The following is a 12,639-nucleotide window of genomic DNA, read 5'->3' as shown; positions in this document are numbered from 1 at the left end:
TTTTTCAAGACCTAATAATATGCGCTGTTCTGATTTGAAAGACATTCCATTATTATTTTACTGTAATCAAGCCATCTGGCTCTACTGTGAATTCTGGCTTGTCTGCCAGTGTTCCGTCTGGTTTGAGGTAGTACCAGCCTGTTCCGTCCGCTGACTGGATAAAGGCATTTGATACCATGGCGCCTTCTTTAGCGTCTAAGTAGTACCAAGTGTCCTTGTACTTGACCCAGCCTGTCTTCATGGCACCTTCTTCGTTGAAATAGTACCACTTATCAGCGATTTTCTTCCAGCCTGTAGCCATTTCGCCTGAGTTGTCGAACCAGTACCAGTTGCCGTCTGTGTGCTTCCTCCAGCGGTCTGCAAGCATATAGCCTGAACTGTCAAAGTAGTACCAAGTGCCATTGATTTTCTCAAACTTGTCTTTTGGATAAGAGCCGTCTGAATGTACGTACCAGTAGCCAGTGTCATTCTTCTGCCAGCCTGTTTCAATCGTCAAGCCGTTCTCAATATCATGCTTAAACTGCTCACGGCTAATGCCCCATTTTGCCAAGTAAGGGTATGGATCCACATGGTCTGAGTGGTTGTTTGGTTGGTTATTCGTGCAATACTCGTGCGTTTTAATTCCAGCTAAACTCCCTGTATCAAGCGTTTTCGGCAAACCTGCTTCATCTGCTAGATTGCGTAAGAGTTCGATATAAAGGCGGTAGTCCGTCATGAACTCTTCTTTAGTTGAATGGCTTTCAATCAGTTCAACCGCTGCATAGGTCTCAGCATTCCAACCGCCCCCAACGTCCCAGGCACCATTATCAACAGGTCCTACCTGCATGATGCAACCGTTCCCAACAATGTGCGAGAAAAAACCTAATTCTGGGTCTTTCCGCCAGTGATAATCCGCTTCATTCTGTACGGTTGAATGCGGATTCCCAGTTGAGTGTGCGTGTACTTGCCTATATGGTTGCACGCCGACTTGAGGCAAATCTGTTCTTAATTTACTCACATTAATTTCCATATTCTACTCCTTATCAATTAAAACAACTCATTTTTTACAATCCAAAACCAGAAACTCCTTTATTTCTACCTTACAAAGAAGACAATCTTAGTCACGATTAGGCTTGTAGATAGAACCTCAAAACGCACTATTTTGACACTGTAAATAGGACTGACAAGGTCTGCATTCTATCTACAATAACACCCCAGACTAAAAAGCTTTTCAAAAGTATATTTTTACAGTCTCTATATGTCCTTTTCATAAATACTATACTTTATTATATCATATAAAAGAAGTCAAAAGTCTGTTAAACTATTTTCAACACCAAACTAAAGAAGAGAACACAAGTTTTTTCGATGTTCACTAGAGGAAATGGATTTTATTCAGTAAATCCAACTAGGATTGCACTTTGGTTGCCAAAATTGCCTTTCCTTCTTTTATCAAGGGATGACGGAATAGTGAGAAGTACAGTTGAACTGTCATGGCAACCCAGATAAGAGGTTCACAAAGGATAACACCCTTATATCCTGCCCAAGGAATAATCAAAACCACAAAAACGATTTTTCCGATTAGTTCAATAAAGCTAGAAACTAGAGGAAGGATCTTCTGCCCCAAGCCCTGCAAGCAATTGCGATAAATCAACAAGAGGCTCAAAATGGGATAAAAGGCTGAACTGATTTGCAGATAGAGACTTCCATTTTCTATCAAGTAACCATCTGTCGAACTAGCCAAGAAGGAAATCAAGGCTGGGCTGGCAAAAAAGAGGAAAATACAAACAAAAACTGCCCAGGATATGCTTAAACGACTGCCGATTCGAAGACCTTGAGCAATGCGGTCAGGTCGCTTAGCTCCTAGATTCTGAGAAGCAAAGGTCGTCATTGATGCAGAAATAGCGGTCATAGGAAGAAGGGCAAAGGTCATAATGCGTCGAGCTGCCGTCTGGGCACTAATAATCACTGCACCAAATGTATTAACAGAAGACTGTAAAATCACACTGCCGATAGATACAATTGAACTCATCAAGCCCATAGCCAAACCTTGCTCCAAGAGATCCGCGTACAAGCTTTTGTCCCATTTGAAATGTTTAAACTGTGGCAAGAGTTCTGGCACACTTTTACGAATATAATAAAAGCAGAGAACCGCTGATAAACCTTGTGAAATAATGGTAGCAAGTCCTGCGGATTGAACTCCCAGATGCAATTGCGTAATAAAATAGAGATCCAGAACCACATTAACCAAGGCAGAGAAAATCAGAAATCCCAGGGCTGCTAGACTGTCACCAATAGACCGCAACAAGCCTGCAAAAAGATTATAAGCAAAGCTGACACCTACACAGGTCACAATCATAGAAATATATTGATAAGATTGAAGAAGAATTTCTGCAGGAGTATCTAAGTATTGCAAGAGAGGATACAAGCCAAGAAAGCCCAGTAACATAACTAGAATGCTCAAAAGAGCACCTAAAATCCAGGTGGCTGCTACTGCTTCCTTGATTTTAGTGAAATTCCGAGCCCCATAATAACGAGCAATGACAATCCCCATGCCATTGCCAACACCAAGTGTAAAACCTACAATCAGGTCAAAAATTGCTGTCGTCGCTCCTACTGCAGCCAAGGATTCTTGATCAAGAAATCGTCCAACAATCAAGACATCAGCAGTGTTATAGAGCTGTTGAAAAATATTTGATAGCAAGATTGGAAAGGTGAAGCTTAAGAGCGAGGGAAGAATCGGACTATGTATCAGGTCCACTGTTCGTTTTTTATTCATAAAGCTATTATATCAGCTTTCCAGAGGAGCGACAAGAAACAGCAAACTTATATATAGCGGAATGAAATAAGGAAAGTCAAATCGATTTTTAACAATGTTTTAGAAGTAGATGTGTACTATTCTAGTTTCGATCTATTATAGTTGGTTGAGTTTGGAATAGTACGCTGTAGCTGCTAAAACATTTCTAGAAATTAATTTGACTTTCCTAATAGAGTTGTTCATATCTTATTTCAAGCTACTATATATAATCTAAAAACTTGAATCAAAAATCGAAAAAGTAGCGGATTTCTCCACTGCTTTAACAGCTTATTCTTCAATTTCGATTTCAAGTTCATCGCCTAAGTCAAGCGGAACTTCTTCATTCACTGCTTCTTCTTTCTTTGGCTCATCTTTTTTGTTTTCAGTATCTTGTTCTGAAACTTCTTCTCCATCAATCAAGCCAAATTTAGAACGGACTTGCTTATCAATTTCATCAAAGATTTCTGGGTGCTCTGCCAAGTATTTCTTAGCATTCTCAGAACCTTGCCCAATTTTTTCATCTTTGTAAGAATACCAAGCCCCTGCTTTTTTGATAATATCCAAATCGCTTGCAATCTTCAAAAGCTCACCAGTCTTAGAAATTCCTTCTCCGTACATAATTTCAACTACGGCTTCCTTAAACGGTGGAGCTACCTTATTTTTTACAACCTTAATCTTAGTTTCTTTACCGACATTGGTTTCTTTTTGGTCACCAGTTCCCTTAATTTGTGTATTACCACGAACATCCAAGCGGACTGAAGCATAGAATTTCAAAGCACGTCCGCCCGGTGTTGTTTCTGGATTTCCAAACATCACTCCAACTTTTTCACGCAATTGGTTGATAAAAATGGCAATTGTTTTGGTTTTATTGATAGAGGCGCCAAGTTTACGCATGGCCTGGCTCATCATACGAGCCTGCAAACCAACATGGCTATCTCCGATATCTCCATCAATTTCCGCACGAGGAACAAGGGCAGCAACTGAGTCGACTACGACAAGATCAACTGCACCTGAGTCAATCAATTTTCCCGCAATCTCAAGACCTTGCTCTCCTGAGTCTGGTTGAGACAAGAGCAATTCGTCAATATTGACACCAAGGGCCGCAGCATAAGCTGGATCAAGGGCATGTTCCGCATCGATAAAGGCAGCAATCCCACCTTCTTTTTGCGCTTGTGCAACTGCATGAAGGGCAACCGTTGTCTTACCAGATGACTCTGGGCCATAGATTTCGATGATACGTCCCTTAGGATAACCACCTGAGCCAAGGGCAATGTCAAGAGCTAAAGAACCTGAGCTCATCACTTGCACCTTTTGCTCCGCACGTTCACCCAAACGCATGATTGATCCTTTACCAAAGTCTTTCTCAATCAATTTAAGAGCGTCATTCAAGGCCTTTTCACGTTCTGCCCCAAATTTTTTTGAAATTTCTTCTAATTTTTTTGGTTTTTTCGCCATTCTATTCTCCTACATTCTAATGATCCTCAGACCTATCTACTATTATATCAAAAGTTAGTCACTTAATAAAGCCTTGCGAACTAGGTTAAAGGCATGCATAACCGCAATGTGACGTACATCTGCTCGGCTTCTGCCTCCAATATTAACCTTGATAACCTCAGTTCCTTGATCTTGCGCCAAGCCTATGAAGACTGTCCCAACTGGGTGTCCTTCTAGGCTATCTGGTCCTGCCACTCCAGTCAAACTAATTCCAAAATCAGACTGGGTCTTGCTTCGTGCCTGCTCAGCCATCTTCTGAGCTGTAAATTCAGACACCACACCATGTTCTTCCAAATTCTTGGCAGGAATATCCAACATCCTTGATTTTTCCTCCAAGCTATAGGTCACAAAACCACCCTTAAATATACTTGAAACTCCAGAAAAATTCGCCACGGTAGCTTGGAAAAGACCTGCCGTCAAACTCTCTGCAGCCGCGATGGTTTTCCCTTGCCTTTTCAGTTCTTCTACCACAATGCTGGCTAAACTAGTTTCTTCCCCATAACCATAGCAAAAGTCTCGTAAAGAAATTCCTTCGAAAGTCTGGCAGTCCAAGATTTGATTTTCCAAGATATCCAGCGCTTGATTCGCCTCTTCTTGACTGCTAGCCTTTGTTGACAGACGTAGAGTGACTTCTCCTGTCTTGGCATAAGGGGCCAAGGTAGGATCGATCTGATTATCAATTAAATCAGCCAAAATCGTAACCAGCTGGCTCTCGCCAATCCCAAAGAAACGAAGAACTCGGGAATACAGCTTGCTCCCTGTCATCAACTTGGGTAGAAGTTGGTTTAAGACCATGGGTTTCAATTCACTTGGCGGACCTGGAAGGACGACATAGGTCACTCCGTCTACTTCTAATTTTCCTCCAACAGCCAGTCCTGTTTCGTTTGGCAGTGGAATCGCTCCTTCTACAATTTGAGCTTGTCTTTCGTTATTCGGTGTTCGGGCATAGTCTGGTCGCAGGGCAAAAAAGATATCCAACTTCTCCTGAGCCTGAGGATCAAAGACTAATGCTTTCCCTAAAAATTTAGCTAGGGTTTGTTTGGTTAGGTCGTCCTCAGTTGGCCCCAAACCGCCTGTCAAAATCACCAGACTGCTACGTTGACTGGCAATCTCAAGCAAAGACAAGAGACGAACTTCATTGTCTCCTACAGCCGTCTGAAAATATACATCTACCCCAATCTCAGCTAGTTTTTCCGACAAAAACTGGGCATTGGTGTTGACAATCTGTCCTGTCAAAATCTCTGTTCCAACAGCAATGATTTCTGCTTTCATGTTTCCTCCTACCTATCTATTCGTATTTTTTTGAAAAAATCGCAGGAATTTTCCTACGATTGATTTTTTTATTTGTATCAAAAGTTAATTATCTTCATCACCAACAGGTGCTCTGCCAAATAAATCTTCAAATAAAACCGCATTGGTTTCAAGCTGAGTAACTTCTTCTTGTCCCAAAGAACGTCGGAGTATATTTTGCATTTCCAACATATGTGCTCTCGAAACAATCTGGTAAGAAACACCTTGAAGTATCTCTCCTTCACCCTGCAACTGCTGAGTTTCAATGGTTTTAAATGAATCTTTATAGCCTAGCAAGTTAGGGATACTTTTTGCAGACAAATCAATATTGGTCTGCATATTGTCACTCAAAGCTTTTAGAATCTCTTGATAATGACCAACGCTATTTAAACTGAGAGCTTTTTCCATGACTTTTTGAATAACTTCACGTTGACGTTTTTGACGACCATAATCCCCCTCAGGATCTTGGTAACGCATTCGTGCATAGACTAGGGCTTCTTCTCCCCCAATATGTTGCTCCCCAACACCGATAGAAATAGTATTAAATTCTTCTTGGTCACTGATAGAAATTGGGAAACCTAGGATATTATTGACTGTAATACCTCCTACTGCATCCACTAGTTTTTGCAACCCTCTCATATTGACCATCACATAGCGATCAATATGGATATTCATCATTTTTTGAATGGTTTCTATAGCAAGCTCTGCTCCACCATCTGCATATGCTGAGTTCAGTTTCGCTTCATGAGCCTGACCATTCCCTGATTCAATGCGCGTCAGAATATCCCGCTCTAAACTCATCATTGTTGTTTTTTTCGTTTTAGGATTCACTGTCATCAAGATCATGCTATCACTTCTACCGACCCAAGTTTCAGTTCGTTCAGCATTTCCGGTGTCCACTCCCATTAACAGAATGGTTAGAGGTTCAGTCGCTTCAATAACCTTGGTTTCTTCGCCGATTTTTTTATAGGTTTTAGCTAAGGTTTCTGTCCCTTGTTGATAAATAGTATAAGCAAAAACACCTACTCCTACTACAGTTACAGAAAGTAAAGCTAGCACCATTCCAATAATTTTTTTAACCATATTTCTACTAATCTATCAGTTTACCCATCAAGTAAACATCGATAAATTTCCCTTCTTCTATATATGCCCCACGCTCTTGGCTACCTTCAATGACAAAGCCATGCTTTTGATAAAGATGGACTGCTGCTTGATTACGAGTTTGGACAGTCAGTTGGAGACGACGCAGAATGCCACTTGCTTGTGCCCACTCTATCGCTTCTTCTAGCAACAAACTTCCCAAGCCATTATTCCAATATCTTTTTCCAATCACAATGAAGAGATCTCCAATATGACGGACTCTCTTACGCTGATCAGCTGTAATATTTACAATACCAGCAATTTTGCCATTTAAGAATGCAAGTAAGGTTATCTGATTGTCCGAACTAGCTTGCTTGTTGAGGAATATTTCCATCTCCTCACTAGTCAAGAGAATACCATCTCCGTCTAGGCTGGTAAAGTCTGTCTCCAAACTCACACGATTTAAAAAGGCCACTAATTCAGCTGCATCTTTGGGCTCTGCTTCCCTAATGAGCAATTCATACTCCATATTGAAGCTCCTCTAACAATTTCTCAGCACGCAAACCCTTTGCCTGAAAATTTAAACGGCGTCCATCTGCTTCTTTTAGAATTTCCAATTCTAAATAAGCATCTGGCAAGGCATCTCCTAAGAGATTTCCCCACTCAATAACAGTCACGCCGCCACCAAAGATAAACTCATCCAAGTCGATAGAATCAGCATCTCCTTCAATACGATAAACATCTAGGTGATAAAGTGGAAGTCGACCTTCATACTCTCTCACGATAGTATAGGTGGGACTTTTAATCATTTGAGAAATCTGTAATCCTTTTGCAAGTCCTTTAGTAAAGGTCGTTTTACCTGCACCCAGTTCTCCAGTTAAGATTAAAACATCATTCTTTGCTAATAGATGGCCCAAACGCTCCCCTAAGGCTTGCAACTCTTCTTCATTTTTTGTGTACATACTCTTATTATACCAAAAACTTTTCTTTTGTGTCTATTTTCCTACTGAACTTATCATCATAACATCCATAAAAAACAGGCTTTCTCTAAAAGAAAATGAGCGTAACAATGACCAATACAAGATCTCGGAAAATATGACCATAAAAGGAAACTTCCTTCTTAACCGAATTTGGGACAAGATAGGCTGCAAAAAACAAGCCCAGTCCAATATAAATCAGAAGTGAGACAATGGTCATTGGATTTCTTAAGAAAAGAAGTGTTGCTAAAATAGTCACCAACACTGTCTTTTTTCTGTCTAGCATAGCAAGAAAATCGCGCACGTATTTTTTCAAGGGTAAAAAAATCAGCAAATCTAGCCCAAATAGGAAAAAGAAGGATGGCAATAAAAAGTCAACTAATTCTTGCTGCAGCGTATTTTTGATGAACAAGTTATCTGACAAAACAAGAACAGCTCCTAACAAATTAATTAAGAGTAACATACTGTAAAAAAGCTTCACCGACTTCTTACTGGCTAGGACACTATGGACTTCTTGCTTACGGGTATAAAGATAATTTACTCCAGCACAGATTCCTGAAACGAAAACCATGCTTCCGATGAAAAAAGCTGTACTTTGTTTAAAAGACAAGATGCATTCCTTCCATAGGAAACAGCTACTCAAACTGATTTGAATTAAAGCTAACAAAAATAAGATTCTCATTGATTTCATCTTCTCTCTCCCTTCCTACCAATCATTATACTAGGAGAAAAGAGAGAGCTGTTTCTAATCTTCTCAAATGTCTCTTTAAGACGCTAAACAAACACTAGAGACTAATACTCAATGAAAATCAAAGAGCAAACTAGGTAGCTAGCCACAGGTTGCTCAAAACACTGTTTTGAGATTGCAGATAGAGCTGACGTGGTTTGAAGAGATTTTCGAAGAATATAAATTTGAAATCATGAAAATCCGTCAAACGGGTGGTTGTTTTGTCTCGCACCTCACGGAGCGAGACGGACTCAGAGTCACATAATTATAAGGCTGATAGTATTAATCTAACTATCAGCCTTACAGGTTATTTAACGTTTCAGAAAAACTATAATGTCAAGATTAACTAAACAGTATCTAGTTCCTTCAAATAATTTTCTATCTTCATCAACATTAAAGGATTGTTATAAATCTTACATAACTCTCTTGCTTCTATATAATAATTTTTGACTTGTTCTCTGTCTAGAAATTTGGCTCCAGCATTTCCTACAAGAATAAGTAGAGGAGCCAATTGGTAGCTTGTCTGTCTTTGTTTACAGAGTTCAATCGTTTCAAGAGCTTCTTGGATGGCTTCATTATATTTTTCCTTTGATACTAGGTAGTGAGCGTAGTTGTAACGAACTCTGATGTAGCCAAATAAAAACTCTTGATGGTCCAAATTTTTTGTCTGATACAACTCTATTAAATGAGAGTAGTTTGCCTCATATTCTTGTTCACGACCCACTAAGGAATAGAAATTAGATAGAGTATTCAACGCCTTTAAATAAATCAGAGTATTTGAAGAGACTTTTAATAATATATTTTCCAATGAAGAAATTGCCTCACACTTACTGTCATATTGACAGAAGTCAATAATAGCTTTAATCCATTCAAGGTAAGTTCGGTCTTCTAGTGTTAGAAAAGTACTTCGTTCAATCTCTATTCTATAAATATATTCCAAATCGTCATAATTTCTATCATCTAATAGGCGAGCAGACAATTGCTTGAAATTAGAGAGGTTAGATTTAATTTCAATTTGTTTATTAAAAAAATAATCTAATGGTACTTCAAGTCGTTGAGAGAGTTTGAACAAAAGGTCTGCGGAGGGAATGAAATGCCCTCTCTCAATTTTACTAATCTGGCTTTGTTCACAAATTCCTTCTGCAAGAGTTTGTTGGGAGAGTCTCAACTCTTTTCTTTTCAATCTGAATTTCTCTGCGAGTGTACTCATTAAAGATAATAAACCTTCCTATTTGCTTAATTGCATTATAAAATTTTTAGTTCAAAATAGCAAGTTAAAGGAATAAATAATTCTTTATGGTAATAAACTAAAAAAAGTCAAAAATTACATAAAAATGCTTGACCGAATAATATATATATATTAAAATAAAAACAAGGAAAAAGAAAAGGGTTTCACGAATGAAGAAAAATCGTGGAATTCAAAAATTAGCTATATTAGTATTACTAGGTGTTTTTATGTTTAGTAACACAATTCCTTACCAACAGTTTATTCAGAAGAATAGACAATTGGAGATTCGAGTGCAATCACAAAAGAAGTCCAATGGTCTTGATGTTGGGAAGGCTGATTGATTTCGTATTACTTTAAAATTCAACTATTTAGAGAAAGGTATTCTGATGAGAGCTTGTAACAATACCAGATAGATATAAGAATGGAGATGTTTGATAAAATGCTTTCATAGCTAACCAACTGTTGAAAATTATGAGTTACAAAATCTAAAGTATTTAAGATTGGTTTATAAAATTAGGTCTCTGCCTGTAGAAAGGAACGTGCAGTTAGAAAGGAGGAAAAAATAGGATACTATAATTCAGACTGAGATTTCTAATTAAAATATGTAGTTGCATTTCGCTCATTTTCATAATATTTCATTCAGAGGAGTAATAATATGTTAAAATTTAGAAAAGTAGTTGCATCATCCCTTGCCGTTTTGGCATTTAGTTTGGCTCTTCCTGTTTTGGCAGTTTCTCACCGTGGTGGCGAGTGGACCTAGGGAGGCCATCATGATCCAAATAATTGGGGAGCATTTTCGAATTATTATCATGGTTCACAGTATCACTGGGCCTATGTTGGAAGTAATGGACGTAACAATCAAAAAACAGTTTATGCAGGAGCACGTAGTGCGGCCTATGCGTTTGTTAATACAAATTTTGGGGAGCAAGTTACATTTGATGCGGGATGGTAAAGAATAATTGAAGAAGATTCTTTTATCAATAGTTCAGTAAGCTTGTTAGTTTATAGAGGGCAGGGGTATTTCTGCCCTCTGTTTTAGAATAAGGAATGCACTATGAAAAAATTATTTATACTCATATCCAACCTGCTTGCTAGTTTGTTCTTTGTTTGGGTATTTACCATTTGGACTGATACATATGTCTCCTATTATTACCCCAACGTTGTTGTACATGATTCTTCCCCTGAAACAACTTTTCAGCATGTTGCTACACGCTTGGAAAAACTAGCAGAAGAAACAGATAGCTTTATTGCGATTCAACACCAAGATCCTAACTCAGAAGGTACTACAGTTTTTTCTTATACGACCTTTGGGGACGGAAAGTTGCCTGATGGGCTTCAGGAAAAAAAACTAGAAGATGCTCAAAGTAGTAGTGTTGAAACAAACTATTTTGTATTCGATGGACACCTAGATATTCACTTGCTAAGGGAGGAGCTAAGTCAACTTGGCTTGACTAACATGAACCTGACAATTCCATCTAAACTATCTACGTTAATGGCTATCTTTAGTAACGGATTTCAGTTAATCAGTCTATTGATTTTCATCTTAACCTTTATAGCACTGACTTTAATTAGTCAAATTAGCCAATTACGGTCGTCGGGCATTCGCCTCATTTCAGGAGAGAAACGGTGGTCCATTTTCCTTAGACCAGTTGGTGAGGATTTGAAAGGGATAGCTGTTGGTTTCAGTTTAGCTGGCGTGCTCGCCATTCTTATGCAAAAAATTCTGTCGCTTCCAACGCAATCCCTAATGACCATAGGAGCAGGCTTGCTCAGTTATAATCTCATCTTGTTGTCGATCTCCCTGTTTTTCGCTCAACTCTTCGCAGTTGGGATAAAAAAGATACACCTGATGCAGATTATAAAAGGGCAAGTGCCTGTCAGAGGAATCATTAGTTTGATTTTAATCGGTCAACTATTAGCGATTATTATTGTAACGCTGGGAATAGGGAGTAGCTTAAAGTATTCCCAAGCCTGGCAACAGCATCGGATTGGACAAGAGGCTTGGAGTCAGGAAAGGCAACTGATTACCCTATCAATCAGCCGTGAAGGAACGAGTCCTGGTTTTGATGAACAAGCTCAAAGGAAACTCAGAACTTGGTATCAATTGATGGATCTGGCTGTTTCAGAACAAAAGGCTTTCTTATCTAGACACCAGTTAATTGACCGTACTTTGCAAAATGGCATGGCTTCCTCCAAAAACTTGATAACCTCTACAGAATGGCACGATTACAACCCGAATGGCAATGTCCTTATCGTCACACCGCAATACTTGGAGCGTCAAAACATTCCTGTAGATACAACTATTGAGCAAAAGATGAATCACCTTTATGTAGGGGAGTTTGTCTTATTGCTGCCTGAACACCTCCGTTCAGAGGAAGAACATTATAAATCTGTTTTTGAAGACGACTTAACCAGTCGCATGTCTAGTCAAGATGAACGACAGCAAATGACTGCTACGGTAGGTTATTTAGAATCAGGTCAGGATCGTTTTGTGTATAATACGACCCCTATTTCTTACCAGCAGTTTTTGAAAGATCCAATCATCATTGTTATAACACCCCAATCAACTGGTCCACAGTCCATTTTGTTTTGGATAGACGCAGTACAGAACTACGTTCTCTTTAATCAATTGTCTGATGCCCAGGAGCTTATCCAGAGACAAGGCATTGAAAATTGGGTCTCAGAAATGCAAACAGGTTACCACAACTACATCACATTATTGGATAATATTCAGAGGGAACGTTGGGTAATGCTAGCAGGAGCTGGGCTTGGGATTGCAACTTCAATCTTGTTGTTTAACACTATGAATAGGCTCTACTTTGAAGAATTTAGACGTGCCATTTTTATCAAACGCATTGCAGGTCTCAGGTTCTTAGAAATCCATCGCACTTATCTCTTTGCTCAACTGGGTGTGTTTTTACTGGGATTTGTTGCGAGTGTATTTCTTCAGGTAGAGATAGGAGTTGCTTTCTTAGTCTTGTTACTCTTTACTGGTCTATCTCTTTTACAGTTACATGTCCAAATGCAGAAAGAAAACAAGATGTCCATGCTTGTTTTGAAGGGAGGTTAA

Annotated in this window: 11 protein-coding genes and 1 pseudogene; 3 read left to right on the top strand and 9 right to left on the bottom strand. The window is 39.1% G+C overall.

Features of this window, described 5'->3' with window-relative positions; translation table 11 throughout:
* Positions 1-52 precede the first annotated feature (52 nt).
* From lytA to AT689_RS04265, 9 genes are all read right to left on the bottom strand, one after another.
* Positions 53-1,009, bottom strand: a complete 957-nt coding sequence (gene lytA, locus AT689_RS04305) for an N-acetylmuramoyl-L-alanine amidase LytA (RefSeq protein ID WP_000405234.1) — start codon at positions 1,007-1,009, stop codon at positions 53-55.
* Between the two features lie 375 nt (positions 1,010-1,384).
* Positions 1,385-2,755 carry an MATE family efflux transporter gene (locus AT689_RS04300; protein WP_001036295.1) on the bottom strand — a complete coding sequence of 457 codons (1,371 nt, stop codon included), beginning with the start codon at positions 2,753-2,755 and terminating at the stop codon, positions 1,385-1,387.
* A gap of 306 nt (positions 2,756-3,061) precedes the next feature.
* Entirely contained in the window at positions 3,062-4,228 is a 1,167-nt protein-coding gene (gene recA / locus AT689_RS04295; RefSeq protein ID WP_001085462.1) for a recombinase RecA, read from the bottom strand.
* Positions 4,229-4,282: 54 nt separating this feature from the next.
* Complete coding sequence (locus tag AT689_RS04290; RefSeq protein ID WP_000642707.1) at positions 4,283-5,539, bottom strand: competence/damage-inducible protein A; 1,257 nt, start codon at positions 5,537-5,539, stop codon at positions 4,283-4,285.
* A gap of 84 nt (positions 5,540-5,623) precedes the next feature.
* Positions 5,624-6,640 carry a glycopolymer--peptidoglycan transferase LytR gene (gene lytR / locus AT689_RS04285; protein ID WP_000239278.1) on the bottom strand — a complete coding sequence of 339 codons (1,017 nt, stop codon included), beginning with the start codon at positions 6,638-6,640 and terminating at the stop codon, positions 5,624-5,626.
* Positions 6,641-6,647: 7 nt separating this feature from the next.
* Positions 6,648-7,166 (bottom strand): GNAT family N-acetyltransferase, encoded by a 519-nt coding sequence (locus AT689_RS04280; protein WP_000455536.1) that lies wholly within the window; start codon positions 7,164-7,166, stop codon positions 6,648-6,650.
* Positions 7,156-7,599, bottom strand: a complete 444-nt coding sequence (gene tsaE / locus AT689_RS04275; protein WP_000288232.1) for a tRNA (adenosine(37)-N6)-threonylcarbamoyltransferase complex ATPase subunit type 1 TsaE — start codon at positions 7,597-7,599, stop codon at positions 7,156-7,158. Before tsaE ends, AT689_RS04280 begins: the two co-directional genes overlap by 11 nt.
* 85 nt (positions 7,600-7,684) lie before the next feature.
* Positions 7,685-8,305, bottom strand: a complete 621-nt coding sequence (locus AT689_RS04270; protein WP_000839908.1) for a hypothetical protein — start codon at positions 8,303-8,305, stop codon at positions 7,685-7,687.
* A 382-nt stretch (positions 8,306-8,687) separates the two neighbouring features.
* Positions 8,688-9,551, bottom strand: coding sequence for a helix-turn-helix domain-containing protein (locus AT689_RS04265; protein ID WP_000105296.1), 864 nt, complete (start codon positions 9,549-9,551; stop codon positions 8,688-8,690).
* A gap of 188 nt (positions 9,552-9,739) precedes the next feature.
* Between AT689_RS04265 and AT689_RS04260 the strand changes: the two genes are divergently transcribed.
* From AT689_RS04260 to AT689_RS04250, 3 genes and pseudogenes are all read left to right on the top strand, one after another.
* Entirely contained in the window at positions 9,740-9,910 is a 171-nt protein-coding gene (locus AT689_RS04260) for a PhrA family quorum-sensing system peptide (RefSeq protein ID WP_000742180.1), read from the top strand.
* A gap of 314 nt (positions 9,911-10,224) precedes the next feature.
* A pseudogene (locus AT689_RS04255) lies at positions 10,225-10,521 on the top strand (lactococcin 972 family bacteriocin).
* A 102-nt stretch (positions 10,522-10,623) separates the two neighbouring features.
* A complete protein-coding gene (locus AT689_RS04250; protein WP_000732390.1) occupies positions 10,624-12,639 on the top strand; it encodes a DUF1430 domain-containing protein in 2,016 nt (671 codons plus the stop codon).

Source organism: Streptococcus pneumoniae (assembly GCF_001457635.1).
Lineage (GTDB): Bacteria > Bacillota > Bacilli > Lactobacillales > Streptococcaceae > Streptococcus > Streptococcus pneumoniae.
The sequence above is the reverse complement of the archived record's forward strand: the minus strand, read 5'-3'. Positions and strand labels throughout refer to the sequence as shown.